The organism is Paenibacillus oceani (genome assembly GCF_014705615.1).
GTDB classification, from domain to species: Bacteria; Bacillota; Bacilli; order Paenibacillales; family NBRC-103111; genus Paenibacillus_AB; species Paenibacillus_AB oceani.
In genome coordinates this window covers 227,992-253,883 of the sequence record NZ_JACXJA010000006.1, presented here as the reverse complement: position 1 = coordinate 253,883, position 25,892 = coordinate 227,992, and the positions used below count along the sequence as shown (strand labels likewise).

Below are 25,892 nucleotides of genomic sequence, written 5' to 3'. Positions count from 1 at the left end.
TAGAGCTTTCTTAGATTAGTAATGACTTCTTTTCAAGTCGCCCATTTATAAATCTCAAGTGAAATTCTCGTGGATCGTAGATGGTTTTAAATGTAATCTTAAATTTTTCGATATAGATGTAGTCTTGGCGAACATAGCCGTCACTAGCAGTTTCATAATCTAAATACCCTTCACCAAGAATATCTATCGTTTCTTCCAAGGTCATGCCAACTTCTAATTTATTGTACTGCTCAACGTCAATCCTGGGCATTTTCTTCTGCTCAAGTAACATGATCCCTGTTGGTATACCGATGATCAAAATTACAGTAATCAATAGTTTTACTATGAGATTTCGCATTTTCTTAACCCCTTATATGAATGATGGAATACCATACGATTCTTTATCGGAAAAGTTACATGAAAATTTAATATTTTCCAATGCAGGAGTGTAAGACCAAATGTTTTGAGGTGAGCACATGGACGAACTTGATATCTCATTCGGTAAGCACCGCGCCGACACATCATGGAAAGTTGAATATCTATCCTGGGACGAGTTCGTGGAGCGACTGCGGAAGGTGCGGCGGACAGCGGAGACAATGGCGCAGTATGACGCGATGCCGACAGCCGGGAAAGGGAAAGTCAAAGACGGGGCCGCTTTTGTCGGCGGCCTGATCCGCGGCGGCCGGCGCAAAAAAGAAAACGTGGATACCCGGTCCCTCATCACGCTGGACGCGGATCATGCCGATGACGATTTCCTGTTCGCCGTGGAGCTCGTCCTGGGCGGCTCCGCCTACGTCGTATATTCCACGCACAGCCATCGGCCGCATAAGCACAAATACCGCCTGATCGCGCCGGCTGATCGCAATATGAGTCCGGACGAGTACGCCGCAGTAAGTCGGAAGCTGGCGGAGCAGATCGGCATGCACTACTTCGACAAGACGACGTTCGAGGTGCATCGCCTCATGTACCTGCCGAGCTGCAGCAAGGACGCGGAGCCGGTGCTGGAGGTCTACGAGGGCGGCCCGGTCAGCGTAGACGGGCTGCTGGATGAGTACGACGACTGGCAGGACGTGGCGGCGTGGCCGCGACATCCGGAGGAGAGCCGGGCGCTCCGAACGGCTGCAACGAAAGCGCAGGACCCGCGGGAGAAGTTCGGCACGATCGGTTTATTTTGCCGGGCGTTCACGATCGAGGAGGGCATCGATACGTTCCTATCGGACATCTATGTCCCCGGAACGATGCCGAACCGGTACACCTACGTTCACGGCACGTCGGCGAACGGGTTGGAGGTCTATCCGGATCAGGACCTCGCCTTTTCTCACCAGGACAGCGACCCGGTCGCCGACGGCCGGACGTACAATCTATTCGATCTTGTCCGGGTTCATAAGTTTGGCGGGTTGGACGATCACGTTAAGGAATTTACGCCGGACGCCAAGAAGCCGAGCCATTTGGCGATGGAGCAGTGGGCGATCCGGCAGCCGGGAGTTAAAAGACAGGCTGGGGCGGAGATGCCGTCGGTGTCAGAGGACTTTGGAGATGTAGACTTTGATGACGATCCGGAGGACGACACGTGGAAGCAACAACTGGAGAGGCATCACAAGACCACGGATCTGCTGTCCACGCCGAAGAACGTCGAGCTGGTGCTGACTCATGGAGCATGGAAAGGCATTCTTGCTTATGACGCGTTTGGGAATACAGAGGTCATCCGGAGGGCTTTGCCGTGGAGAAGTTTCTTACGGCCAGGCATAGGTTATGAGCCGTGGCTGGGCGAGGACGATAAGCGGTTGAGGCACTGGTTCGGGGTAACACACGGGATACGGGGCGCAAGTATTATCCTTGACGCCTTTACCGAAGCCAGTCGGCAGAACCGATTTCACCCGATCAAGGAGTTTCTTGAATCGACTACGTGGGACGGAGTTCCCCGGATGGAAACGATCTTCATCGACTACCAAGGAGCTGCGGACACGCATTACGTCCGGCAGGTAACGAGGAAAATGCTGATAGCTGCGGTGGCCCGCATTTACGACTCCGGATGTAAATTCGACGAAATGCTGGTGCTGGTGGGCAAGCAGGGCACAGGTAAAAGCTCGTTGCTTGCCCGGCTCGGCGGCCGCTGGTTCAGCGACAGCCTGAAATCGTTTGAAAATAAAGAAGCCGGGGAGCATCTCCAAAACGGCTGGATATTTGAAATCGGCGAAATGCATGCGATGAAGAAAACCGAGGTCGAACACGTAAAGGCGTTTTTATCCAAGACGGAGGACCGGTATCGCGTGGCCTATGACCGGCAGGTGTCGGAGTTCCCACGGAAGTGTGTTTTCTTCGGTACGACGAACAACAAGGACTTTTTGACGGACGATACCGGAAACCGCCGCTTTTGGCCCGTAGACATCAATATCGACCAAGCAAAGTATAACCAGTGGACGCATCTTACCGACGAGGTTGTGCGCCAAATTTGGGCGGAGGCGCTGGTTTATTACAGATCCGGCGAGTCGCTTACGTTGGATTCCCGCGCACGGGCTGACGCCGAAGTGCAGCAAGAAGCACACTACGAGAGCGATCCCCGGGAAGGGACTATAAGGGAATGGCTGGAAGCTGAAATTGAAGACGATATGGGACAGCCGACAGGGCAGAAACGTCAACGCGTATGCGCGGCCCAAGTATGGGTGGAATGCTTGCACAAGCGGATCGGCGATCTGACCAAGTGGGAGTCCCGGGTCATCTGCGGTGTTTTGCGGAACGCGCCAGGGTGGAAGGAGCGGAACGGTCGAGCCCGGATAGATAGGTATGGGCAGGTTATCGTGTTCGAACGCGAAAAATAACCGTGGTCTTTATGCATCTTTTTATAAAGAACAATGAAGAACATAAAGAACAGAAATGTGCGTCAAGTTCTTCATTGTTCTTCATTTTAAACGTAATAAAGAACAGCTAAATCCCATACGGGTCAAGGGTTTTCGGTCAATTGTTCTTTATGTTCTTCATTTTATTAATAAAGTTATTAAAATAGCGTTTAACCCTAATTAACCTATAAAAATATAGGTTAAACGTAATTCATCACATAACGCGTAACGCATGAGGATAAAGAACACGTCGAAAGGAAGATTGAGATGGCGAAAAGACGAATATCGGAACAGCTCATGCGAGAAGAATTGCCGTACGGAATGTACTGGTACGAAAACGGGGCGAAAGAGCTTTTCAACCGAAAGTACGAAGTGGTTCGTAGCAAAGGACCTGAACCGGTCGGAGCTCGAAAGCCGGCATACTACTACGATGACTCGAATCCACCTTGGCGGAACCCAAAGACAAAAGCTCGTTGTGAAGCTGTGCTTCGGGAGTGGGACCGACCGTGAGAGAATCGACCATCGAGGCCCGCCTGGTCCGAGAGGTGGAACGGATCGGCGGACTCGCCCCGAAATTCGTAAGCCCTGGGAATAGCGGCGTTCCCGATCGGCTCGTGATCCTACCGAACGGACAGACCGTTTACGTCGAGACGAAGGCGCCGGGGAAGCCGCTTAAACCGTTGCAGGCGAAATGGGCGAAAGAGCTTACGAAACGAGGCCATCGCCATTACAAGATCGATAGTTACGCGGACATAGATAGATTCATAGCGGAGGTGATGCCAAAGTGAAGTTCATCCCACACCAATATCAGGAATATGCAACAGAACGGATACTGGATACGCCTTACATCGCGTTGCTGCTTGAGATGGGACTCGGCAAAACGGTATCTACCCTGACCGCGATCGACAAGCTGCTGAACGATTATTTCGACGCCGAGCGCGTACTGGTCATTGCGCCGCTGAGAGTGGCTGAAGATACTTGGGCTCGCGAGGTCGGGAAGTGGGACCATCTCCAGCATTTGCGGATCGCGAAGGTTCTCGGCAGCGCCGAACAGCGGCGCCGGGCGCTTCGAGCGGAAGCTGACATCTGGGTCATAAATCGTGAGAACGTCGAATGGATTGTGAGCGAGTACGGCAGCAAATGGCCGTTCGACACGGTCGTCATCGACGAGTCAAGCAGCTTTAAGAATCCGCAGGCCAAACGCTTCAAGGCTCTCCGGCGTGTGCGGCCAATGATAAAACGAGTAGTCGAATTGACTGGTACGCCGGCACCTAACAGCCTTATGGACCTGTGGCCGCAAATCTATCTGCTGGATCAAGGCGAACGACTCGGCAAGACGATAACCGGTTTTCGGGACCGCTACTTTACGCCGGGAGCCCGTAGCGGCCATGTCGTTTACGAGTGGAAGCAAAAGCAGGAAGCCGAACAGCGGATTTACGAGTCGATCGCGGATGTCGTTGTCAGCATGAAGGCTGCTGACTGGCTGGATCTTCCCGAGAGAATCGATCGCAAGGTTCCGGTAAAGCTGAACGGCCAGGCCCGGGAGCTGTACAAGAAGATGGAACGGGATCTGCTGCTGCCGTACGCCGACGCCGATGTCGTCGCCAACACGGCGGCCGTCCTGAGTAACAAGCTGCTTCAGATGGCCTCCGGTGCCGTTTACGACGAGGACCGCGGTGTCAAGCTGATCCACGATGCCAAGCTTGACGCTTTGGAGGATATCATCGAGGCTGCACAAGGCAAACCGGTCATGGTGTTTTACAACTTCAAGCATAGCCTTTCCCGGATCCAAGAGCGGTTCCCGCAAGCCCGCATTCTCCGGAAGGGCAAGGACGGGAACGAAGACATCCGGGCTTGGAATAACGACGAAATACCGCTGATGCTGCTGCATCCGAAGAGCGCCGGCCATGGCCTTAACCTGCAGGAGTCGAGCTGTCAAACGGTTGTCTGGTACGACCAGAATTGGAGCTTGGAGGAGGACCAGCAGGCAAACGCCCGGGTGCATCGGCAGGGGCAGACCCGGCGTATCGTGGTCCTGCGCCTTGTCGCTGAGGGGACGATGGATGAAGAGGTCGTCGAAGCTTTGGAGCGTAAAGCAACCGGTCAAGAGAGCCTAATGCAAGCCGTCAAAGCCAGAATAGAGAGGGTGAAAGCTGGATGAGTCATGATCCTGTAAATAGCCCGTCGCACTACACACGCGGCGGGATCGAAACGATCGAATTTCTCGAAGCGAAACTTTCGGATGAGGAGTTCGCCGGCTACTGCCGCGGGAACATCCTGAAGTATATCAGCCGGGCGCCGGACAAGAACGGACTGGAGGATTTCCGGAAAGCCCGTTGGTATTTGAATCGTTTGATCGAACGTTTGGAAAGGCAGGTGAAACCACATGAGGACACCAAAAAAGCGATTCGTGGGGCAGTCCTATCGTGCAACCGTCATGCCGATTAAAATCAAAAATGACATCCCGACCGTCATCTCGGTCGGTGGGCACTTATATATTCTGCAGGCGAAAGACGGATTTACCGGGAAGAAGACGGAGCCGAAAGAGGAGGAACGCAGATGGCAAAAGTATTGAGCAAAGAGCAGATGGAAGTCATTACGCAGGCAGCCGTTGCGGCCATGAACGAGTACATGGAGAAAAAGGAGCTGCAGCGCAAGAAACAGGAACGGGATCGTCGGCTTCGGAACACGAAGCTGCTGCTGAAACATTACCGATCGTTTGTAGCGCACGCAGAAACCCTTCTCGCGCGTCCGGATGACGGGGAATGGGATAACACTCTGGATGATTTGCGCGAGCAGGAATACGCCGTCAGCGCTGTCAAGCGAAGTCGGGAGAGGACGGCCACGATGGTCCGCTTTATGCGTGACATGATGGGCGTTTATCGGGCAATGTGTGAGCGGAGCCCGCAGCCCGAGGATTTGCGGCGGTACCGGATGGTCGAAGCGTTGTATATTGCGGAAGAGGTTACGACGGTGGAACAGCTTGCTGAACAGCATGCAATTGACACCAGTACCGTCTACAAAGACGTGAACAATGCCTGTAAAGTCTTGTCCGTATTGATGTTTGGGGTCGATGGCATTCGTTTGGAACTGTGAGAAAACCGCGCCAAAAATCCGCCATTTTCGCGCTAGTCCGTCCGTGGTAATATGATAGTGTGCAATACTTTTAATCCGATACCTTCCCTCCTCAACATAGCCGCCATTATTGGCGGCATTTTGTTTTCTAGGAGTTGAAATCATATGCGAGAAATTAAGGGGATCGAGCTGATCAAGAAGATCGAGGCGATTGCCGAACGTGATGATACCGATCCGGTACAGCCTGAACAATGCGCCGGGTGTGTTTGGGGAACCTGGACGGGTGTGAAGCAGTATTGCCCATGGCAACATTGCAAGAGATAAACTAGCGAGGAGGTGGCCGCCGTGAAGTTGACCGAAAAGCAAAAACGGTTTGCGGATTTTTTTATTGAGCTGGGAGACGGAACGGAGGCTTACCTCCGAGCAGGATACAGCGTAAAGAGTCGTGATGTGGCAAAGGTAAATGCTTCAAGGCTGCTAACGAACGCTAACGTAAAATCTTACATCGACGCCCGCATTGCCGAGAAAGACGCTGACCGAATAGCCAAACAGGACGAGATACTAGAGTTTCTGTCAAGTGTGCTCCGGGGCAAGGTGAAGGAGCAGTTTCCCCTTGGACTCGGTATGGGTGAACAGCAGCTCGTCAAGAAAGAGCTTGACGGTAAGGATCGCATCAAAGCGGCGGAACTGCTTGGCAAGCGATACGGCATGTGGATCGATAAGCAGCAGGTCGACGTCCAGGGCGCCGTGCAGATCGTGGACGATGTGCCGAAAGGCAATAGTTCATGAGGGTTCCGCTTACGAACCTAATTGCGCCGAGCTTCTACGAGATCCATCACGCCCTCAAAGAGGAGCGTTTTACGCATTACTGGTTAAAAGGTGGCCGAGGCTCGACCAAGTCGTCCTTTGTGGCGATAGAGATTATCCTCGGCATGATGAAGGACCCGAATGCAAATGCTGTAGCTCTGCGGAAGGTCAAAGAGAACCTGCGGGAGAGCGTTTATGAGCAGTTGCTTTGGGCAATTGACGTCCTGGGAGTCTCGCACCTTTGGCATGATAGCGTAAGCCCGATGGGCCTGACGTATCTGCCAACGGGGCAGAAAATCATTTTCCGAGGCGCTGACAAACCGAAGAAGGTTAAATCCAGCAAGCTCCGGCGCGGATATATCAAGTACGTTCTGTACGAAGAAGTTGACGAGTTCGAGCCAGGCGATATTCGAACGATTAACCAGACCTTTCTTCGCGGTGGACCCAAATTCGTTGTATTCTACTGCTTCAACCCGCCGAAATCACAGCGTAATTGGGTTAACGCAGAAGTAACCGAGCAGCGAGCTGATCGGCTCGTTCACCATAGCACGTATGAGACTGTTCCCCGTGAGTGGCTTGGGGAGCAGTTTTTTATTGAGGCCATGGAGCTTAAGAAAAAGAACCTTGATGCCTATAAACATGAATACCTGGGCGAAGTCACTGGAACCGGCGGTGAAGTGTTCCTGAACCTTACGTTCCGTGAAATTACAGACGATGAGATTAAGGTGTTCGACCGGATCAAACGCGGTGTGGACTTCGGATATGCGAAGGATCCGCTGCACTACGCTGTTATGCATTACGACAAGACGCGGCAGCGCTTGTTCATCTTTCATGAGTTACACAAGCTCCGCATGAGCAACCGGTCGGCTGTTATGGAGATCAAGAAGGAGAACACCGGTAATCGGCCTGTTACGGGCGACAGCGCAGAGCCACGGACGATAAACGAGTTCCGCGAGCTCGGGCTGAACATCGTACCGGCCAAGAAGGGACCAGACAGCGTGGAGCATGGCGTGAAGTTCTTGGAGGATTTGGAGGAAATCATAATCGACCCGGTCCGATGCCCGAATACAAAACGCGAGTTTTACGGCTACGAGCTGGAGCGCGATGCAAACGGAAACTTTAAAGATGGTTACCCGGATAAGGACAATCACAGCATTGACGCCGTACGATACGCGCTCGAGGACGATATGCGGAATGCAAGGCTTAAGGTCGGCAACAAGGCAAAACTGGGGGTGAGATAAGACAGTGGCAATCATACGGGACCGGGATCTGATCAAGGATTGGAACGATATACCGATCGACTTGATCAAGAGCTGCATCCAGGAGCACCAGAAAAGTATTCCGCGTCTGGATCTGCTGGAGAACTATTACATGGGCAAGCATGCGATCCTTTCCCGCAGCATGGGAAGTGACACGGGGCTGCCGAATAACAAGCTCATCGCCAACCACGCGAAGTACATTACCGACATCGCGGTCGGGTATGTGGCCGGCGATCCTGTCAAGTACGACGGTAAGCAGGTCGACGAGATCCTGGAGGTGTACAAGCAAGGCGACATCGTTTCCCACGATGCCGAGCTGGCGAAGGACCTTTCCATCTTTGGTGTTGGCCGGGAACTATATTTTACGACGTCAAACGATAGCCCGATCCCCAAGGCGACGGCGATCGACCCGCGACAAATCTTCCTGGTCGTCGACGATACGGTCGAGTATAAGTCCCTGTTCGGCGTTCACTACTACCCTAAACGCGATCTGTCGAACGCGGTTATCGGGTACAGCGTGAACGTCTACACGGAAAAATACGTGATCAAGTACAACGTGAAGGACTTGAACGGCCAAGGGTACGATGTGGCGGACCGCATTCCGCACTATTTCGATGGCGTGCCGGTCGTGGAATTTTGGAACAACGAAGAGCAGCAGGGCGATTTCGAGCAGCAGATCAGCCTCATCGACGCCTACAATCTGCTGATGTCGGACCGCTTGAACGACAAGGAGCAGCTTGTCGACGCAATCCTGATGTTAAAAGGCGGCATATCAATCGGTGATGACGAAGAGGAGGCCGGCCGGACGATCCGGATGCTCAAGAAATACAAAGTGCTGGAGCTTCCGGCAGATGGGGACGCCAGTTGGTTGATCAAGAATCTGAACGAAGCCGACGTCGAGGTACTGCGGAACGCGATCCGGGAGGACATTCATCAGTTTGCTATGGTGCCGAACCTGACGGACGAGAACTTTGCCGCTAACGCGTCCGGCGTGGCGATGAAGTATAAGCTGCTTGGACTTGAACAACTCGCGAAGAACAAAGAGCGCTATTTCGTTCAGGGGCTCCGTGAACGCCTGAAACTCTTTGCCAACGTCTTACGAGTCAAAGGGAGAGCCGTCGACGTGTCCGACGTGACGATCACGATGACGCGGAACCTACCGGCGAACGACCTGGAGACAGCGCAGATGATCAGTACGCTTTCCGGCTCCGTAAGCACCGAAACGCTGATCACTCAGCTCTCGTTCGTAGATGACCCAGCCAAAGAGATGGAGCGCCTGAACGCCGAGAAAGACGTCGATATGAAACGCCAGCAGAAGGCGTTCGGCATGCCGATCAATCAGGACGTGACAGTCGATGCGGAGTAATGCGTATTGGGAACGGCGCTCCATGCAGCGCATGGCCGAGTACCATCGGGCCGCCGACTCCACTGTTCGGACGATCAATCAGGCATACGATAAGGCAATTCGGGACATACAGACCGAGATCGAGAAGATATTTCACACGTTCGGTAAGAACGGCCAGATGGACCCGGCGCAGGCTCGCAAAGTGCTGAACCAGCAAATTCCGAATCCGCTCCTGAGTTTTGCGAAGAGAATGTATCCGAGGGTGAAGAACGAACGGATTCGGCGCTGGATGCTTAACCGGATGAACGCTCCGGCGTATCGGGCCCGTATTACCCGGCTACAGGCGCTTAAGGAGCAAGTGTACCTGCAGTCGAAGATGATCGCCGACGCCGAAATTACGGCCAGTACAGTCGGTTACGTGCGGATCATTAACCAGGCGTATTACCGGACGATGTTTGATCTGCAGAAAGGGATCGGCGTCGGCTTCAATTTCGCGGCTATGCCGGCCAGGGTGATCGAGACGATCCTCAAGCGCCCTTGGAGTGGAGAGCACTACAGCAGCCGCATATGGGACAACACCGACGCACTGGCTCGTCTGCTGAACGAAGTGCTGACTGGTGGTTTTATGTCCGGTACGGGCGTCCGCAAGATGGTCGAGGAGCTGCTGGAGCGAACCGAGGTCGGCAGGCATGCGTCGAACCGGCTTGTCCGGACGGAAACGACGTATATGGCGAATGCAGCTGAGCTGGAGAGCTACGAAGAGGCGGAGATCGACCGGTATCGTTTTGTAGCGACGCTGGACAATCGCACATCGTCACAATGCCGCTCCCATGATCTGAAGGACTATCTGGTGTCCGAAGCAGTCCCAGGCAAGAATATGCCGCCGTTGCATCCGTTCTGCCGATCGACAACTGTCGCGGTCATCGGGGACGAAACAGTCCAGGGTGCCCAGCGGCGTGCCCGGGACCCGGAGACGGGAAAGACCATGCTTGTCCCGGCGAATATGAGCTACGAGCAATGGCGTACAGAAACCCAGCGCTTGCAAGAACCGTCCAAAGGCAAACTAACGGCCATTACCGATGAAGCTATTAACGGTGTGCCTTACGCTAAATTGCATGGATTGGATGACAACCAAAGTGCCATCATCCAAGAACAGCATAAAGAGTTGCTACGGTATGCCCGCGATGAGAACGGCGGCAACGAATGCGCCTTTATTTTCGACCGTAAGCTAGCGAAACGTGCAGCTGAAACCGGCCAAAGCGATAAGCTTGATTTTACATCAAAGGCATCGCTGGACGCGTTGTACTCGGGAACTGACTTGTTTATCATGCACAATCATCCTAAGAATAAGAGCTATTCGATGACGGACCTTATGTTTTTTATGGGCGATAACATTAAGACCTTGTCGATCGTAAAGAACAATGGTAACGTAGAAGTAATAACAAAATTGGAAGGCTTTGATAAACAGGAAATGTCGAGATCTCTTGCTCGGCGGATCAAAAAAGCCGTTAAGCAAGGATCTGACGCCGAATATGATAGAGTTGTCAAAGCTTGCCTTGAAGAGTGGAACGGAGGGATGGTCGAGTGGATAAAATCAGAACGAGATTAGACGGACCGAACGAAGACGCGGTGAAGGCTTTGAAGGAAATGCTTGGACTTAGGCCGGATCAGTCGTTCGACGATCTGCCGGACGAGGAGCTCGATACAAAAGAAAAGAGCGACAAAAATACGCAATGATAACCACTGATTCCATGGATCGGTGGTTTTTTATTTTCAGGGGGTGAACCGACGTGAACATATACGCAAATAACAAGGTTGTGAGTGACGCTGATCCGTTGCCGATTAAGATGACAGGCGGCAGCATCGGCGGCGCTTCCGAATTGTATATCTTGGAGCAGCGAACCCATGCGGATTTGGTTGGCGGAAATATTACATTGTCACAACCAGCGACGACACCAATCGAGATTTATAACACGGACCCCACGAACGACGGCGTTTTCCGAATTAACGGAATGGGTCTAAATGTACCGGCAGGAAGTCCGCCATTTATGGCGAGAGTCAGGGGAACGCCATTGAACGTTATTCAAGTAAGCGGTTCGACGTCGTTCGTTATTACCGTATACGAAGGGGAGTCGTGATCCGGTCATGAGTTTTCAAGGATCGAGTTTTAGACCGCTGGTCGTCATCGATAACAAAGAAATCCGAGAGAAATTTAACGAGTTCAAAAATAGGGGAATGAACGCACGCGGGCGTAGCACAACGCGAATACCGCGCGCCATGGTCACGTTTGGCACAGACGACGGCGCTATTACCGATAAGACTCATTTGCTGCCGATTACCCGCGCTACTGGTATCGGCATGGTCAACGCGGTCATACCTACACGGGTCCAAGCCGGGAACCATTTGACGCTGGCCGACCTCCAGACGATGCAGGCGGAGGGCTGGGAAATCACGTCGCATACGTGGTCGCACGCGGACCTGATCACGCTGACGGACGCGGAGTCTGAGGAGGAAATCCGCAAGGCGGCCGAATGGATCGAGGCGAATGGTTTCGGTGGCCGGACGCTCTGTATCCCGTATGGTCACTACGGCGACCGCGAAAAGCTGATCGCGCAAAAGTACCATCGGGCCGTACGAGTATCTAATACCGACGCAAAACTGACGATCAACAAAACGCCGATCCCTACGTTTGAGCTTAAATCGCTATGGTTCTCGAATCTGACGACGATTGATGCGGCTGCGGGCTTCCCGTTGAACAGCTTTGAGCGTTACAAGTGGTGGATCGACAAGGTAGTGGCGGAGGGCGGCTGGCTCGTCCTGTTCACGCACGGTTGGGAAATAGCGGAGTGGGGCGCGTCGCAACTTCTGACCGACGTCATTAACTACGCGAAGACGGTCGCGGACATTGTCACGTTTAACGAAGGTTTGGACCGGATGGATAACGTCATGGAAAGCGGCCTGTACTCGAACAATTACGAGCGCGGTTACGATCCGCATTTCGCAATGTCGATGGATGGTAAGATTAGCAGTAACTATCAGCTTATTACCAAAATTAAAAAGAACGAAATCAAGTCGACAATGTTGCCCATGGACTTTGAAAACCAAACGATCACGCTATGCAATGTGGATTCGACGCAGACCGGCTGGCCGATGTTGCCGGGTGGGTATAAGGCAGGCGTACTGACAACCTATGCCATACAGCCCATTGGTGCAACATGGGACATTGGGTACTACTGGCAGGAGTTTAAGCCGTACGGAACGGTCAGCAGTACACGGTTTATCCGATCGGCTAAAGATGGCGAAAACCTGTGGCACCCGTGGACCCGTTGGGACCCGTCTGTAACGATCAATGCGAGGATAAATACGTACACGGCGGCAACGCTTCCTAACGAACTTCCGGTGGGTTTCCGCATCCAATGCTGCGTTAATTCCGCAAACTCCACAGGAATGCCAGCAGCGGCTACGGGGCTGTTTATTATCGACACAACAGGACTTGCAAACAGCTCTCCGACAGACTTCGGTTTCGTCTACCAAGAATATCACCGTTATGCGACGAACGAGGTATGGCGTAGGGTTGCTACAAACGGCACGACATGGAGTTCTTGGCAAAAGCTGAGCTATGTCTCAACTTAATAAAGGATACTGCCCCGAGCCGATCGGGGTTTTCTTATGTCCAAAACGCGAGCATGACGCCATAAACTGCTAAACGCGAGCATAGCCGACGGGCGCAAAACGGGAGGATACGACGATGGAAAAGCATAGATTCTGGTTACCTTTGAATTTGCAATTATTTGCTGCTGATGGCGGCGCGGGCGAGGGCGCAAGTGGTGGTTCTGGCGATGGAGGGGCCGGCGGATCTGGCGGATCTGGCGGGGAAGGCGAAGGGAAAGACAGCGGTCAGGGCCAAGGCGAAGGGGAGAAGACCTTTACTCAGGCGGACCTCGATAAGGTCGTGAATAAGACGATCGCGCGAGAGCGCACCAAATGGGAAAAGGACTTCGAAACCAAGCTCACGGAAGCCAAGACGGAGGCCGAGAAGCTGGCCAAGATGAACGCCGAGCAGAAGGCCGATTATGAGCGCCAGCAGCGAGAAACGAAGCTCACAGAGCGCGAAGGCGAGATTAATCGCCGGGAGCTCCGGGCGACCGCACTCGAGACGCTGGCCGAGAAGGGGCTGCCGAAGCAGCTCGCCGACATCCTCGTGTACACGGATGCCGACAGCACCAGCAAGTCGATCGAGTCCGTGGAAAAGGTGTTCCGCGACGCGGTCGAGGCTGCCGTGAACGAGCGGCTGAAAGGCGATCCGCCGAAGGGCGGCGGCGGGAAAGGGAACGCCGCATTCGATGAAATTTCTAAAATTTTCGCTAAACGCGGATAAGGAGATGATTGGTAATGGCAATTAACACATTAGAATATGCAAAACTGTTCCAAACCGAATTGGACAAGCAAGTCGCGCAACAAGCGACTTCGGGATGGATGGAGAGCAATGCCGGCCAGGTGAAATATAACGGCGGGGATGAGATCAAAATCCCTAAGATCGCCACTCAGGGACTGGGAGATTACGACCGTGACGATGGATTTGCCCAAGGCTCTGTGACGTATGAGTACGAGACGCACAAACTGACACAGGACCGCGGCCGGACTTTCCAGCTTGATTCGATGGACGTCGATGAGACTAACTTCGGTGCGAGCGCTGCGAATGTCATGAGCGAATTCCAACGGCTCCAGGTCATCCCGGAAATCGACGCCTATCGCTATAGCCGCATCGGAGCTTTGGCTACCACTGCAGGCAATAGCGAAACGTATACGCTGGCCGAGGCGGATATCGTCAAAAAGCTGTACTCGCATATCTTTAAACTCGCTGACCGAGGCGTGGACTTGGCGCAACTCGTTATTACGATGGCTTATACCGCTTATGAAACACTGACGAACAACAGCTCGATCCAGAAGAAGATCGATGTGGCGCAATTCTCGCAAGGCGGTATTAACCTTACGGTTAAGGCCATCGAAGGTATCCCACTTATTCCTGTTATGTCCAATCGTATGAAAACGGCCTACGTTTTCAACGACGGCAAGACGACGGGGCAGGAAGCAGGCGGGTTTGTTCCTGCGGCTGGTGCAAAAAGCATTCACTGGATCGTTTCGGCAAGAAATGCACCGATCGGAATCAGCAAAACTGATAAAATCCGGATCTTCGACCCGAACACGAACCAGAAAGCCGACGCTTGGAAGATTGACTTCCGGAAATACCATGACTTGATCATCCCGGACAACAAGCTGGCGACGATCCAAACGGCGGTGAGCTCGTGATTACATTGAAACGGCTTAATGTCGTAAAAAAGGTCGAGTCGGAGTTCAGGGCGGAAGCCCTGATCCGTCAGGGCTTCGAGCTGGTCGAGGAGCAGGAACCGAAAAAAGATCAGCAGGTTAGCGAAGAAATGCTTGAGCTTCGCGAACGAGCTGCCCAGCTTGGGATTCCTCGTGCTTCCCAAATGGGCGAGAAGAAGCTTCTCGAAGCAATTGCAGAAAAGGAACTAGAGCTTCAAAAGGGCGGCGAATAGTCGCCCTTTTACTATGGGGTGATAACGTTGACGCAGCTCGAAAAGTTGAAAATCATGCTCGGAATCAAGGACGGGAACCAAGACGGCGAGCTGCAGCTGCTGCTCGATGACGTCTCTGCCGATTTGCTTACCTGGACGAACCGGAGCACGCTTCCCGCCGCTCTGGAGTCGACACAGCGGCAGATTGCCGTTATCCGCTACAACATGCAGGGGGTCGAGGGCCAGACTGCACACTCGGAAGGCGGCACGAGCCGATCCTTCGAGGAGCTGCCTGCTTCGATCCAAAGCAGTATCTCTCAATACCGGCTCCTAAAGGTGGTGCGCTATGCGGCTCCGACAACGTGACAAGCGTCCTGTCGTATTTCGCGCCCGCATCACGGTCAAGGAGCCCGACGCTACGACCTACGAGGACTGGGGCGACCCGATTACGGTTTACGGGAACGTGCAGCCTGCTGGTGGCCGAATGATGGCAGAAATGTATGGCGAGAGGCTGGCCTATATGCAGGTGATGTATGTCGAGGGTAAGCCGGCTATTTCTGAGGGCGCCGGAGCTTGTCTGTTCACGACCGATCCGGACTATCGGGTCGTCGCCATACGGCCTTGGAGCGCCCATACCGTTATTGATTTGGAGGCGATCCGACCATGATCAATCTCAGCAGCTTAATGCGTAAACTGGATCGTTTGGGCGGAGACAGCCGGAAATCGTTAAGGATCGGAATGCTCCAGGCGACCAAGCAGGTGCAGGGCGACGCCAAAATGCTGGCTCCTGTGGCAAACGTCGACGGCGGCCGGCTGCGGAATAGCATTGAGGCGACGGTCGAGGAGCAAGGCGGCGAGTTGGTCGGTAAGGTGGCGACCAATGTCGAGTATGCGGCCTATGTGGAGTTTGGGACCGGGCAGCGCGGCGAAGAGTCCCCATCCCCGCCGAAGTCCCCGGAGAAGCTTAGCTATCGGCAGGATTGGGCAGGGATGCCGGCGCAGCCGTACCTATATCCTGCAGCTGAGCAGAACAAGGAGATCGTTCCGAAGATCGTAGCAAGTCAGCTCCGGAAGGATATCCGAAAGCTGGGTGGTTCGTGATGTATGACGTAAAGCCTGAGATCAATGCCCTGCTGGAATCGATTCCCGGCGTAACAGTGACGGACGCCTTTCCTAAAGGGCCGGCAGACACACCGCGGATTACGTTCTATGAACTGGGGAATAGTGACCCGCTGACAATCGCAAACGAGCCTCTCTCGGACATCGCAATCCAAATCGATGTTTGGCATAAGCGATCAACCGGACCTCTTGCAGCGGCCGTAGACGACGCCATGAACGGCATCGGATTCCGCCGGCAGATGGCCGCCGACATCCCGGACCCGTCCGGATTAAAACGTAAGACCATGCGTTACCGGGGCGTAGTCGATACGCGGACCGGGCGCGTTACTCAATAAAGGAGGATGATCAGAATATGGCAGGTATTTTGACGAAAGATACCACGCTTTCCTATAAAGCCAGCGGTGGATCGACGTTTACGGAGATCGATCTGCTTATGGAAGTGCCCGAGCTCGGCGGCGATCCGGAACAAGTGGACGTCACGACGCTGAAAGACAGCGTGCGCAAATATATACCCGGCGTTCGTGATCTTGGCGATCTGGCCTTTAAGTTTCTTTACGATAATGCTACAACGACGTCCAATTACCGGGTGTTGAAAGGGCTGCAAGACGGCAATACCGCGGCGGACTTCAAACTCGAGTATCCGGATGGCACGGCGCATGAGTTTTCCGCCTATGTCAACGTAAAGATTGACAGCGGCGCGGTTAACGCGGCCCTTACCTTTACGGCGACGATGTTCCTGCAATCGGAAATTACGACAACCAATCCAGCACCGTAACGATAAGAGCGCTCCTTTGTGGGCGCTTTTTATTCGAAGGAGGAAGCTTATGAGATACGTGTCTTTTGAAATGGGTGGCAACGAATATAAGTTGCGGCTGACGGCGCAGACGACGATGGAGCTAGAAAAACGGCTTGGTGGTCAAAATCCACTCAATATGCTGATGGCTGTTGAGTCCGGACAAATGCCGCCTCAGACGAGTGTTTTACTGACCTTGCATGCGGCGATGCAGAAGTTTCACCACGGCATGACGCTGCAGAAGGTGATGGAGCAATACGACGAATATGTCGATTCCGGCAAGGATTATACCGACTTGATCCCCGTTATTACGGAGGTTTTTGAGGTCAGCGGTTTTTTTCCGAAGAGCAAGGCGGCGGAGATGGCGAGCCTATAACCACGGTTAAGGAATTGTTTGAAAAGCTGTACCCTATCGCCTGCGAATGCGGCGCTGATCCCGTTGCTTATTGGGATATGACGTATGGCGAGATCATGGCCGCAATCCGCGCTTACGAGAAACGAATGAAATTCGAAGCCGACAAACTTGAAGCAGAAACGCGCATACGGGCTGTCATCGCCTATCGGCAAGCGGACCTTACATCTGTGATGGTTGCGCGTGTATTCGGGAGCAATGCCAAGCAGCCGACGATTCACGAGGCGTTCCCAGGTATCTTCCCGGAGGAGTCGAAGCCAAGGCAGCAAAACTGGCAGTTGATGAAAGCCCGCATCGAGGCATACGCAGCAGAGCGGCGAAAGCGAGGTGAGATGAAGCGTGGCAATGACCATCGAGGAGCTGCAGATCCTGATCACGGCCAAGACGGAGGGGCTGCGGAAAGAGCTGAATAAGGTCAAACAGCGAATGGGCGAGACATCACGGGAAGTGGGGAAAATCACCAGCTCGATGTCTTCCGCGTTTAAAGGGCTGGCGGCAACGATCGCGACCCTCGGAATCGGCGCCGTGTTCCGAAGTGCAAAAAAGGACGCCATGCTTTACGAATCCTCGCTACAGCAGATCAACCGGATGATGGGTGAGCATGCAAAGACGTTTGTCGAGTGGTCCAATACGCAAGCCTCCGCGTTCGGCTTGGCCCGATCCGAGGCGGTCCGCTACGGCGCGACCTACGCCAACCTGATCAGTGGCTTTTCGAAGACCACGGAGGAGACGACCCGGCGGACACAGGATTTGCTTAAAGCGTCGACCGTTGTCGCCTCCGCGACAGGGCGCGCGCTTGAAGATGTTATGGAGCGGATCCGGTCCGGTCTTTTAGGCGAGACGGACGCGATCGAGGACTTGGGCATTAACGTCAACGTCGCCATGCTGGAGTCGACCAAAGCCTTTCAGCAGTTTGCCAACGGCAAGAGCTGGCAGCAGCTTAGCTTCCAGACGCAACAAACCATCCTTTATTACGGCATCCTGGAGCAAGCGGCCAAGAAGTACGGTAACGAGCTCGCGCAGAACACGGCCACGAGTCAAGCGATGTTTATCGCCCAACTCAAGGATGCAAAGCTTGCACTCGGTCAGGCGTTCCTTCCGATCTACAATCTTGTGTTGCCGGCGTTGACCCGGATGGCAGCTGCCCTGGCGACGGCTATGCGTTATATTGCGGCGTTCTCCCAGGCGCTGTTCGGCGGCGGTCAGACGCAGCAGAACAAGGCGACCGACGCACAGGCCGCATCGGTTGGCGGGCTGGGGGATGCCTACGAGAAGGCCGGGAAGCAAGCAAAAGGTGCCGTTGCCGGGTTTGACGAGGTGAACGAACTGGCCGGCGCTGGGGGAGAGGCCGGGGAAGGATCGGCACCAGCATTAGGTTTTGAGGGCTTGGACGCTTCGGTATTGGGCGGTACAGCCGATGCGATCGACAACGTGTCTTCCAAAGCGGAGGAGATGGCTAACAAGGTCAGAGCAGCATTCCAAGGGCTTCTGAACGAAATAGCCAGTATTGGACAAACCATTTCTCCTTATCTGCAACCGATTCTGGATGCAAAAGAGCCTATCAAACAGTCCTTCATGGAGATCGGTGATTCCGCGCGAACGCTGAATGATAACTTTCTAAAACCAGCAGCGAATTACATTCTCTCGGAATTCGTTCCCGCGATCGCCGGATCGTTTCTTAATTCCTTTGTCCCGATTTTTACTGGTCAAGCGATCTGGTCGGTACAAGAATTTGCGCGGGTATTCAAAAACCAAACGCAAGCTTTATCGGACCTTTGGACAGGGACGTGGCTGCCTAATCTCGATAAGCTAAAAACGGCTTTCGTTGAAGCCTTCCCTAAGATAGGGAGATCCGTAGATGATCTGCTTAAGGGGTCGATCCAGCCGTTTTCGCGTCAGTTGAACGATTTCATCGTTGACATATCGGATCAGATGGCAAGGTCACTCGTCCCCGTATTTGCTGATGTCGGCGTTTGGGCGATTACTGAATTCGTTAATACTTTCCGCTGGGCAGGCAACATGGTTAACAATATTTACAGCACGATTATCAAGCCTGTCTTTGATCTGATTAAGGATATCGTGACGGATACGTTAAAGATTGTTTCTGAGCTTTGGGACCGGCACGGCAGTAACCTGCTCAAAAATCTATCTGCTACCGTACAAGGTGTGCTGGACCTTTTCCAAAAGCTGTGGGACGACATTTTAGAGCCCATAATCCGGCCATTTTTAGAAATGCTGTCTTGGTTGTGGGACAAACATCTGAAAGACTTGGTCGCGCAGATCGGCGATTTCATCTTAAGACTGGTTAACGGGGCGCTGGAAATTTTCAACGAGTTTATTCTCCCGATTATCGGGTGGCTAGTCGACAAACTCGGCCCAACGTTTACCGAAGTTTTCCACTTCATACTAGACGTGGTCGGAAGTGTTATCGGCGCAATCGCTGACGTTATTAAAGGGTTGATTAAAATCCTTGGCGGCATAGTCGACTTTCTCGTGGGCGTTTTCACGTTAGACTGGAAAAAAGCCTGGGAAGGAATTAAGGATATATTCGGCGGTATATGGGATGTCATTGTTGGAGTCCTTAAAGGCGCCTTGAACATAATGATTGATCTGATCAACGTGTTTATCCGATTCTGGAACAATATCAAGCTTGATGTACCTAAGATTGATATGGGTCCGCTCGGTTCGTTCGGGGGCTTTACAATTGGCGTCCCGAAACTTCCGGAGATTCCAAAGCTCGCCAAAGGCGGTATAACGAACGGTCCAATGCTCTCGTGGATTGGAGACAACCCCGGAGGACGCGAAGTGGTTTCGCCGCTCAGCGATTTAAAGGCCATGATAGCCAGCGCTGTCGGAAATGCCTTCATGACAGCCGCGCAAATGTCAGGATTCGGTTCACAGCAACAAGAATCAGGTAATGGTTCTGGTGACATCGTTATTAACGTTGACGGAACTACAATAGCGCGGGTTACGTACCCTTACCATCAACGAGAGCAGCAACGGCGCGGGTCTGCGGCCATTGTCCAAATCTGAGGAGGGGATTCGAGTGTCACTTTTAATAATCAACGGCGTTGAGATGCCGACCCCTTCCTCGATGGTTCCCGGTGAGGAGGATATCGGGAAGTGGGAACGGAACGCACGGGGGACGATGATCGGGGAGATTATTGCCACAAAAGCAAAACTTGAGCTCTCTTGGTCGTATCTCGATGCAGAACATTTGCAACAATTATTAACCGCGATAAAGCCGCAATTTTTCAACGTGACGTATACCGACCCGGTAACCAATGCCCTACGGACTGCCTTGTTCTATAAAGGCGGCAGGAGCATGCCGATTATGGATTACATTAACGGTGTACTCCGCTACAAAGATGTGAAATTCAATATTATCGAGAGGTGACGTATGGAAAACGTAAGCCCAGAATTCCAAGCCGCCGTATACGCTCCTGTGAGACGCACGGCGGCCAGCGTCACCTTTGACATATCAGACGTAACCGCAGCCGACGACGCAACGGAGCTCGTAACCAGCGAGGCCGAGATCAGCCGCAAGGAGCAGCTAACGAACCAGCGGCTGGACCGCCCGGCTTATGCGACCTTCGAAGAGGATTATTGGAAGCTTGACGGTTCCTTTGTCCTGCCTCCGAAGGTCACAGAGCCGGGGTTTGAGGTCGGTTGGTATTCGGCTGCAATGAGTGGCGCGGACGGGGTATTCAGCCCACATCAGGTGATGGAGTTTACCTTCACCGCGCCGCATAGCAGCATAGGGATAACAATCACCTTTGATATGCCCGCCAACGAATACGCCGTAGACTTCGACATCGTCGTATACGACGGAGCTGGAGCAATCATTAAAAGCATCCCAGTAACCGGCAATACAATGAGCCGCTATGTGATCGACCGTGAGCAGCTTTTTGAGTATCGAAGGATCGTCGTTACGCTGAAAAAGTGGTGCAAGCCGAACCGCAGGGCCAAGGTGACGGAAGTATCGTTTGGAGTGGTCCGGGAGTACGGCGACGACCAGCTCATCAAACTTAACCTGATCGAGGAGATCAGCCCAACAAGCGATACAGTCCCGGCCAACGAGCTTAAGTTTACGGTCGATAACAGCAGCCGGGAGTTCAACATTCTTAATCCGGACGGATCGTACAAGTTCCTGCAACAACGGCAGGCGGCGACTGTCCAGTTCGGCGTCGAGATCAGTCCGGGAGTGTTCGAGTATGTCGGGGCCGGGTATTACTTCTTGACCGATTGGCAGAGCGACGAGGGCAGCCTGACAACGACGTTCACGGCCCGAAACCGGATCGACTTCATTCCGTCCGTGGAGGTCGAGAACCTGACGCCGGGAAGCACGACGTTGCACGCCTTGGCTTTATCGATCATCAGCGCAGCAGGAATTACAAACTATCGTCTCGATCCGGCTTTGACGTCGATCACGACCCAAGGCGTTTATAAAAAGCAGACCTACCGGCAGTTGATGCAAAATATCGCGATCGCCGGGCAATGTGCTATGTTCGTGGACCGCGAGGACTTTTTGTGCATCATCCGGTTACCATCGGGAAGCCCGGTCGATACAATCGACTTTGACAACGTATACCGGGAGCCGCAGATTCGGCTTGATAAACTCGTTACCCGCGTGGAGGTGGCTTATTACTCCGGGGAGACGGTAACCGGCACACATGTCCTTACCGGGCTGACAGACGGCGGCGCTACGCTTAAGGTGGAAAATACGTTGATCAACAGCCTGCAACACGCGGAAGACGTCGCCGCTTGGGTTATGGCTGAATCCAATAATCGGGCGCTCTACGAGGTCAACTGGCGGCAAAATCCGGCGCTGGAGTGCGCGGACATCGTTACCATCGAGGACACATACGGAGCGAATAAAACAAGCCGGATTGTAGGTCAGGAATACGAGTACGCCGGGTATTTGTCAGGAAAAACGAAGTCGAAAGGGGCGGTGTAGAGTGGCTTGGCAGACACCCAAAACGGACTGGAAGTTCGATGATTTTTACAACTTCGGCGACCTGGACCGGGTAGAAAGCAACACCGCCCACGTAGCCGCTACGATGACGACATACGGCGGCGGTCAGCCGGTAACCGTGGTCGTGGTAACCAACCGAAATACAAGTCGGTTTGAGTTTTTTGACTCCATGAACCGGATCGAGGGGAACCTCAATATCCTAGCAGATAATTTCTATAGGCCGACAGGATGGGAGAATCCAAAAACAAACTGGGCTTCTGGTCAGGCGTTTTCATGGCGAGACGCGCGGCGGCTGGAGAATAACCTGCTGATCATCTATGACTTGCTTCTTAAGTCGATAGACAGCTTCAAATACTGCGGCACATTTTCTTGTGGTGAGGACGGTGATATTTACTAATGGCTTACACCCCAATAACTTGGAAAGACCGAGCGGTCGAAAAGCCGAGAACCTACACGATACAGGATAACGGCGACGGAACGGTTACGCTTATTCCGGCTCCGGGGACTGTCTACGAAGGCGGTACTCCAGTTAACGCAGGAAATATGAATCATATTGAACAAGGCATAGCGGCGGCATGGGACCATGCGAATAGGATTGCAGAGGACTTATTACCGGCAGGCACGGATTTTAACATCGTAACAAAATCAGGATTTTACCGCATACAGGAAGGTAACTATAACGCTCCACCAGGATCGGATTGGGGCACGATGGTCGTAACCCATAAACCCGGAACGGATACGATTTCGCAACTCGTGTTCGCTGCAACGGCTCCGCGGATGTGGGTCCGGACCGGCAATCCGCCTAATGTCGGCGGCGCTGGCGCGTGGTCGGCATGGGTCGAGCTCATCACCTCCGCAGGAGGACAGACAATAAACGGTAACCTTACGCTGGCTGCTGGTGGGGCCATTATGTTTAATCCGGGGGATGGTCTGGAGGCACGATGGATAAGCAAGTACCACGGTTCCGACGTCCTCAATGCGACTAGTGCGGAGTTTCGTGTGCAAAACAATATAGTATGGCACACCGGAATGCTCCGCATTAACAACGGAGTCTTAGAAGTATTAATAGGAGGGGAGTGGATACCAGTGGGAGGAGGAGGTCCGTTATCGGAGTCGCGTCGGCTAGCATCAGCCAGTACTGCGGTCCCTCAAAATACGTGGACGACGCTGATCGATCTAAACATGAGAGGACGCGTCGAATTCTTGGATTTTAAATCAAGTAGTGCTGACGATCAAGATCCAAGCACTTATTATACTGCAACGTACCGCATTACGATGGATGGTAAAGTTGTTTCAACGCCTTCCCAGTTTGTGACGACGCACCCGGGAATGATTTTCACCTATCTATACAATCCAGTCGGAGGTACTACTCAACCCGTGCCTGCGCCGATTTATTTTAACCAGCGTTTCTTGCTCGAAGCTCACTTCGACAAACCCGGTAACACCTCATCGTACACTTTGGATTACAGACAAGCATATTAAAGGAGGATTGCTCTCTATGTCCGCAGTAAACAAATTCTTTTACATTGACAGTGGTGTCGTTTACAAAATGGAGGTATTCGCTCAGTCTGCGATTGGCGGCGAAAAACAAGTCGCCTTCACCTCTACCGGGCCGAACGCGGCAACCGTAGGTGTCCCGGTTGATATCGAGGTAGAATGGCAAAAGTTTGATCAAAGTACGGCTGATTATGTAACCGACACGGCCCGCGCGGACGTAATCAACGTATTCGACGGTACGGCAGCTCATGCGCTCACGCCGGTAGAAGGCAAAGCTACGCTGGATTTTACACCGACGGAGCCGGGCGAGGTTACCTTTACGATAATTGGTACGATGCAGACGCTTAAAGTAACTGTTACGGAAGCTGAATAATAACGAGTACCGCGCCCCGAGCAATCGGGGCTATTCTATTGCCCGCAAACGGGCAGAGAGGGGACAGGCATGGACACGATTGTGAAGAGCATTATTGCAGGCGGGGGAGCTGCCACGTCATTCTTATTTGGAGGGTGGTCGCAGCTAATGACCGTTCTGGTTGTATTTATGGTGATCGATTTTGCAAGCGGTTTGACTCTGGCCGGTAAGGAAGGAAGGGCGACAAGCTGGGAACTATGGGTCGGGGTTACTCGCAAAATCGGGACACTCGCAATCGTTGCCGTCGCACATCTGCTTGACACAACCATCGGGGATGCCCATTTGATCCGGGACGCGGCCATCTTCTTTTATCTCGCCGGAGAGCTTCTATCCCTGATCGAGAATACGGGGCGGCTCGGGGTGCCGATCCCGCCGGTGATCAAAAAAGCGGTCGAAGTTCTTCGCGGAAAAGGCGGTAAAGACGATGTGGCGTGAAGAACTGATTCCAATCAATCCAATCACAAGGCCGGGGACTCCTCTCCGGCTTGTTCGTAATATCGTCATACATTATACCGGCAACCCTGGAGCGTCGGCGGCGAATCATGTTCGCTATTTCGGTAAGACGCTCCCCGCATCCAAGGAACGCTACGCATCGGCTCATTATTTCGTCGATCCGGGCGACGCCGTGCTCATTATTCCGCTGGCCGAGCTTGCGTATCATGCCAGTCAAGCAAATCCATACAGTATCGGCGTAGAAATGTGCATCGAAAAAGACGGATCGTTTCATCCTGAGACGGTCCGGCGCACCGTGGCGATCGTTGCGGAGCTATGCAGGCGGTACGAGCTGAACCCCTTGCGGGATGTGATCCGGCATTACGATGTAACCGGGAAGCACTGTCCGGCCCATTACGTAGACGATCCGGGAGCGTGGGAGGACTTCCGGCAGGCGGTAGAAAAGGCGATCAAATCCAAAGAGGTGTATGTACCAGTGAATAGACCAACCGTTATCAAAGAGCGGATCATCGCCCGGGACGGCATGTTGGAGTATCTGCCCTTCAATTACAATAAGCCGGGAACCGATGTCCGGCTGCTTAAGATTGAGCGCGGCAAAGCCAAATTTAAGCTTGTCGCCCGACCAGACGCAAAGGTATCCGAGCTGGTCAAGGAGCATGACGCCGATTTCGGAATCAATTTCCCTTACTTCGATCCGTCGGCCAAGCTCCCGGTCGGCACAGTATGGGACGGTACCAAATACGTCAACGGTGCGTGGGGCAAGACTCACAAGTGGCATTTCCTCGCATTTAAAGATGGCTGCGCGGAAATCCGCCTGCCGGGATCGGCCGTCCATGATAGCGACTGTGCTTTCTCGGGATCGCCGTTATTGGTCAGCAACGGCCGGGCAGCCTGGGACTATTACAGGGAGGTAGAGGAGACGGCGACAGATATCGGCCGGGACGCAAACGGAAACCTGGTGCGCTGTCAGCGGACGTTTGCCGGGATCGACGCCGAAGGGAACCTGCTGCTTGCGGTCTCCGATGGCCGTACTCGATCCGATCAGGGGCTGACCCTTGAGGAGATGGCGCTTTACATGCTGGACAAAGGAGCGGTATGGGCGATTAATGGCGACGGCGGCGGCAGCTCTGTGATCGCGGACCGGTCCGGTGGGATTAACCAGGACGAAAATGTCGGAGCAAATGAGCGGGCTGTCCATCATGCGCTGCTGATCTTCCTGCAGCCGGTCGAGCAGTCGAAGGACTGGAAGCAGGAGTCTGTCGAATGGCTGAATGCTCAAGGGCTGACTGATGCCGTCCGCGACCCGGACACCACGCCGACTTGGGCAGAGCTTGGGGCGGTATTGCGTAAAATGATGAGATAGGTGAATCCCCGCTGGCTTCGGCTGGC

The 25,892-nt window shown here is 53.4% G+C and carries 32 protein-coding genes; 31 read left to right on the top strand and 1 reads right to left on the bottom strand.

The genetic code is table 11. The features are described 5' to 3' along the window. Positions 1–10: 10 nt before the first annotated feature. Positions 11–337, bottom strand: a complete 327-nt coding sequence (locus IDH45_RS06390) for a hypothetical protein (RefSeq protein WP_190925776.1) — start codon at positions 335–337, stop codon at positions 11–13. A gap of 118 nt (positions 338–455) precedes the next feature. Here IDH45_RS06390 and IDH45_RS06385 point away from each other — a divergent pair, with 118 nt between their 5' ends. The 31 genes from IDH45_RS06385 to IDH45_RS06235 all read left to right on the top strand — a co-directional run bounded on the left by IDH45_RS06385 (position 456) and on the right by IDH45_RS06235 (position 25,866). Then, positions 456–2,798 carry a virulence-associated E family protein gene (locus IDH45_RS06385; protein ID WP_190925774.1) on the top strand — a complete coding sequence of 781 codons (2,343 nt, stop codon included), beginning with the start codon at positions 456–458 and terminating at the stop codon, positions 2,796–2,798. A gap of 524 nt (positions 2,799–3,322) precedes the next feature. Beyond that, complete coding sequence (locus tag IDH45_RS06380; RefSeq protein ID WP_190925772.1) at positions 3,323–3,604, top strand: VRR-NUC domain-containing protein; 282 nt, start codon at positions 3,323–3,325, stop codon at positions 3,602–3,604. Further along, positions 3,601–4,977, top strand: coding sequence for a DEAD/DEAH box helicase (locus IDH45_RS06375; RefSeq protein ID WP_190925770.1), 1,377 nt, complete (start codon positions 3,601–3,603; stop codon positions 4,975–4,977). The genes IDH45_RS06380 and IDH45_RS06375 overlap by 4 nt, the downstream gene beginning before the upstream one ends. After that, the gene (locus tag IDH45_RS06370) at positions 4,974–5,264 is read left to right on the top strand and encodes a DUF3310 domain-containing protein (protein WP_190925768.1); all 291 of its coding nucleotides are present in this window, start codon (positions 4,974–4,976) and stop codon (positions 5,262–5,264) included. Before IDH45_RS06375 ends, IDH45_RS06370 begins: the two co-directional genes overlap by 4 nt. 111 nt (positions 5,265–5,375) lie before the next feature. Further along, on the top strand, positions 5,376–5,912 hold the full coding sequence (locus tag IDH45_RS06365) for a hypothetical protein (RefSeq protein WP_190925766.1): 537 nt from the start codon (positions 5,376–5,378) through the stop codon (positions 5,910–5,912). Positions 5,913–6,056: 144 nt separating this feature from the next. Beyond that, positions 6,057–6,215, top strand: coding sequence for an HAD family hydrolase (locus IDH45_RS06360; RefSeq protein ID WP_190925764.1), 159 nt, complete (start codon positions 6,057–6,059; stop codon positions 6,213–6,215). Positions 6,216–6,236: 21 nt separating this feature from the next. Beyond that, complete coding sequence (locus IDH45_RS06355) at positions 6,237–6,680, top strand: terminase small subunit (RefSeq protein WP_190925762.1); 444 nt, start codon at positions 6,237–6,239, stop codon at positions 6,678–6,680. Beyond that, the gene (locus tag IDH45_RS06350) at positions 6,677–7,939 is read left to right on the top strand and encodes a PBSX family phage terminase large subunit (RefSeq protein ID WP_190925760.1); all 1,263 of its coding nucleotides are present in this window, start codon (positions 6,677–6,679) and stop codon (positions 7,937–7,939) included. The genes IDH45_RS06355 and IDH45_RS06350 overlap by 4 nt, the downstream gene beginning before the upstream one ends. Before the next feature lie 4 nt (positions 7,940–7,943). Next, positions 7,944–9,323, top strand: coding sequence for a phage portal protein (locus IDH45_RS06345; RefSeq protein ID WP_190925758.1), 1,380 nt, complete (start codon positions 7,944–7,946; stop codon positions 9,321–9,323). A gap of 181 nt (positions 9,324–9,504) precedes the next feature. Beyond that, the gene (locus IDH45_RS06340) at positions 9,505–10,911 is read left to right on the top strand and encodes a minor capsid protein (protein ID WP_190925756.1); all 1,407 of its coding nucleotides are present in this window, start codon (positions 9,505–9,507) and stop codon (positions 10,909–10,911) included. Next, positions 10,887–11,039 carry a hypothetical protein gene (locus IDH45_RS06335; RefSeq protein WP_190925754.1) on the top strand — a complete coding sequence of 51 codons (153 nt, stop codon included), beginning with the start codon at positions 10,887–10,889 and terminating at the stop codon, positions 11,037–11,039. Before IDH45_RS06340 ends, IDH45_RS06335 begins: the two co-directional genes overlap by 25 nt. Before the next feature lie 53 nt (positions 11,040–11,092). Then, on the top strand, positions 11,093–11,440 hold the full coding sequence (locus IDH45_RS06330) for a hypothetical protein (protein ID WP_190925752.1): 348 nt from the start codon (positions 11,093–11,095) through the stop codon (positions 11,438–11,440). Positions 11,441–11,447: 7 nt separating this feature from the next. Beyond that, on the top strand, positions 11,448–12,935 hold the full coding sequence (locus IDH45_RS06325; protein ID WP_190925751.1) for a polysaccharide deacetylase family protein: 1,488 nt from the start codon (positions 11,448–11,450) through the stop codon (positions 12,933–12,935). Positions 12,936–13,050: 115 nt separating this feature from the next. Beyond that, positions 13,051–13,680, top strand: a complete 630-nt coding sequence (locus tag IDH45_RS06320; RefSeq protein WP_190925748.1) for a DUF4355 domain-containing protein — start codon at positions 13,051–13,053, stop codon at positions 13,678–13,680. A gap of 14 nt (positions 13,681–13,694) precedes the next feature. Further along, positions 13,695–14,612, top strand: a complete 918-nt coding sequence (locus IDH45_RS06315; protein ID WP_190925746.1) for a hypothetical protein — start codon at positions 13,695–13,697, stop codon at positions 14,610–14,612. Next, complete coding sequence (locus tag IDH45_RS06310) at positions 14,609–14,863, top strand: hypothetical protein (RefSeq protein ID WP_190925744.1); 255 nt, start codon at positions 14,609–14,611, stop codon at positions 14,861–14,863. The genes IDH45_RS06315 and IDH45_RS06310 overlap by 4 nt, the downstream gene beginning before the upstream one ends. 27 nt (positions 14,864–14,890) lie before the next feature. Then, entirely contained in the window at positions 14,891–15,208 is a 318-nt protein-coding gene (locus IDH45_RS06305) for a phage head-tail connector protein (RefSeq protein WP_190925742.1), read from the top strand. Further along, positions 15,189–15,509 (top strand): hypothetical protein, encoded by a 321-nt coding sequence (locus tag IDH45_RS06300; RefSeq protein WP_190925740.1) that lies wholly within the window; start codon positions 15,189–15,191, stop codon positions 15,507–15,509. The genes IDH45_RS06305 and IDH45_RS06300 overlap by 20 nt, the downstream gene beginning before the upstream one ends. Further along, on the top strand, positions 15,506–15,943 hold the full coding sequence (locus IDH45_RS06295) for an HK97-gp10 family putative phage morphogenesis protein (protein WP_190925739.1): 438 nt from the start codon (positions 15,506–15,508) through the stop codon (positions 15,941–15,943). The genes IDH45_RS06300 and IDH45_RS06295 overlap by 4 nt, the downstream gene beginning before the upstream one ends. Continuing rightward, entirely contained in the window at positions 15,943–16,296 is a 354-nt protein-coding gene (locus IDH45_RS06290) for a hypothetical protein (protein WP_190925738.1), read from the top strand. Before IDH45_RS06295 ends, IDH45_RS06290 begins: the two co-directional genes overlap by 1 nt. Before the next feature lie 17 nt (positions 16,297–16,313). Continuing rightward, a complete protein-coding gene (locus IDH45_RS06285) occupies positions 16,314–16,736 on the top strand; it encodes a phage tail tube protein (protein ID WP_190925737.1) in 423 nt (140 codons plus the stop codon). Between the two features lie 49 nt (positions 16,737–16,785). Further along, the gene (locus IDH45_RS06280) at positions 16,786–17,130 is read left to right on the top strand and encodes a DUF6096 family protein (RefSeq protein ID WP_190925736.1); all 345 of its coding nucleotides are present in this window, start codon (positions 16,786–16,788) and stop codon (positions 17,128–17,130) included. A 14-nt stretch (positions 17,131–17,144) separates the two neighbouring features. Continuing rightward, positions 17,145–17,579, top strand: coding sequence for a hypothetical protein (locus tag IDH45_RS06275; RefSeq protein ID WP_190925735.1), 435 nt, complete (start codon positions 17,145–17,147; stop codon positions 17,577–17,579). Further along, a complete protein-coding gene (locus IDH45_RS06270; RefSeq protein WP_190925734.1) occupies positions 17,506–20,199 on the top strand; it encodes a phage tail protein in 2,694 nt (897 codons plus the stop codon). Before IDH45_RS06275 ends, IDH45_RS06270 begins: the two co-directional genes overlap by 74 nt. A gap of 13 nt (positions 20,200–20,212) precedes the next feature. After that, a complete protein-coding gene (locus IDH45_RS06265) occupies positions 20,213–20,563 on the top strand; it encodes a DUF6711 family protein (protein ID WP_317891154.1) in 351 nt (116 codons plus the stop codon). Between the two features lie 3 nt (positions 20,564–20,566). Then, complete coding sequence (locus IDH45_RS06260) at positions 20,567–22,123, top strand: hypothetical protein (protein WP_190925733.1); 1,557 nt, start codon at positions 20,567–20,569, stop codon at positions 22,121–22,123. 1 nt (position 22,124) lies between these two features. After that, entirely contained in the window at positions 22,125–22,538 is a 414-nt protein-coding gene (locus IDH45_RS06255) for a hypothetical protein (RefSeq protein ID WP_190925732.1), read from the top strand. Continuing rightward, a complete protein-coding gene (locus IDH45_RS06250; protein ID WP_190925731.1) occupies positions 22,538–23,623 on the top strand; it encodes a pyocin knob domain-containing protein in 1,086 nt (361 codons plus the stop codon). Before IDH45_RS06255 ends, IDH45_RS06250 begins: the two co-directional genes overlap by 1 nt. 16 nt (positions 23,624–23,639) lie before the next feature. Further along, positions 23,640–24,011 carry a hypothetical protein gene (locus IDH45_RS06245; RefSeq protein ID WP_190925730.1) on the top strand — a complete coding sequence of 124 codons (372 nt, stop codon included), beginning with the start codon at positions 23,640–23,642 and terminating at the stop codon, positions 24,009–24,011. Between the two features lie 69 nt (positions 24,012–24,080). Further along, a complete protein-coding gene (locus tag IDH45_RS06240) occupies positions 24,081–24,485 on the top strand; it encodes a phage holin family protein (protein WP_190925728.1) in 405 nt (134 codons plus the stop codon). After that, a complete protein-coding gene (locus tag IDH45_RS06235) occupies positions 24,475–25,866 on the top strand; it encodes a phosphodiester glycosidase family protein (RefSeq protein ID WP_190925727.1) in 1,392 nt (463 codons plus the stop codon). The genes IDH45_RS06240 and IDH45_RS06235 overlap by 11 nt, the downstream gene beginning before the upstream one ends. Positions 25,867–25,892 lie beyond the last annotated feature (26 nt).

Coding starts and splice junctions, on each gene's coding strand:
- IDH45_RS06390 (WP_190925776.1), bottom strand. CDS start 337: ATGCGAAATCTCATAGTAAAACTATTGATTACTGTAATTTTGATCATC.
- IDH45_RS06385 (WP_190925774.1), top strand. CDS start 456: ATGGACGAACTTGATATCTCATTCGGTAAGCACCGCGCCGACACATCA.
- IDH45_RS06370 (WP_190925768.1), top strand. CDS start 4,974: ATGAGTCATGATCCTGTAAATAGCCCGTCGCACTACACACGCGGCGGG.
- IDH45_RS06365 (WP_190925766.1), top strand. CDS start 5,376: ATGGCAAAAGTATTGAGCAAAGAGCAGATGGAAGTCATTACGCAGGCA.
- IDH45_RS06360 (WP_190925764.1), top strand. CDS start 6,057: ATGCGAGAAATTAAGGGGATCGAGCTGATCAAGAAGATCGAGGCGATT.
- IDH45_RS06350 (WP_190925760.1), top strand. CDS start 6,677: ATGAGGGTTCCGCTTACGAACCTAATTGCGCCGAGCTTCTACGAGATC.
- IDH45_RS06325 (WP_190925751.1), top strand. CDS start 11,448: ATGAGTTTTCAAGGATCGAGTTTTAGACCGCTGGTCGTCATCGATAAC.
- IDH45_RS06320 (WP_190925748.1), top strand. CDS start 13,051: ATGGAAAAGCATAGATTCTGGTTACCTTTGAATTTGCAATTATTTGCT.
- IDH45_RS06315 (WP_190925746.1), top strand. CDS start 13,695: ATGGCAATTAACACATTAGAATATGCAAAACTGTTCCAAACCGAATTG.
- IDH45_RS06300 (WP_190925740.1), top strand. CDS start 15,189: ATGCGGCTCCGACAACGTGACAAGCGTCCTGTCGTATTTCGCGCCCGC.
- IDH45_RS06295 (WP_190925739.1), top strand. CDS start 15,506: ATGATCAATCTCAGCAGCTTAATGCGTAAACTGGATCGTTTGGGCGGA.
- IDH45_RS06290 (WP_190925738.1), top strand. CDS start 15,943: ATGTATGACGTAAAGCCTGAGATCAATGCCCTGCTGGAATCGATTCCC.
- IDH45_RS06285 (WP_190925737.1), top strand. CDS start 16,314: ATGGCAGGTATTTTGACGAAAGATACCACGCTTTCCTATAAAGCCAGC.
- IDH45_RS06280 (WP_190925736.1), top strand. CDS start 16,786: ATGAGATACGTGTCTTTTGAAATGGGTGGCAACGAATATAAGTTGCGG.
- IDH45_RS06260 (WP_190925733.1), top strand. CDS start 20,567: ATGGAAAACGTAAGCCCAGAATTCCAAGCCGCCGTATACGCTCCTGTG.
- IDH45_RS06250 (WP_190925731.1), top strand. CDS start 22,538: ATGGCTTACACCCCAATAACTTGGAAAGACCGAGCGGTCGAAAAGCCG.
- IDH45_RS06245 (WP_190925730.1), top strand. CDS start 23,640: ATGTCCGCAGTAAACAAATTCTTTTACATTGACAGTGGTGTCGTTTAC.
- IDH45_RS06240 (WP_190925728.1), top strand. CDS start 24,081: ATGGACACGATTGTGAAGAGCATTATTGCAGGCGGGGGAGCTGCCACG.
- IDH45_RS06235 (WP_190925727.1), top strand. CDS start 24,475: ATGTGGCGTGAAGAACTGATTCCAATCAATCCAATCACAAGGCCGGGG.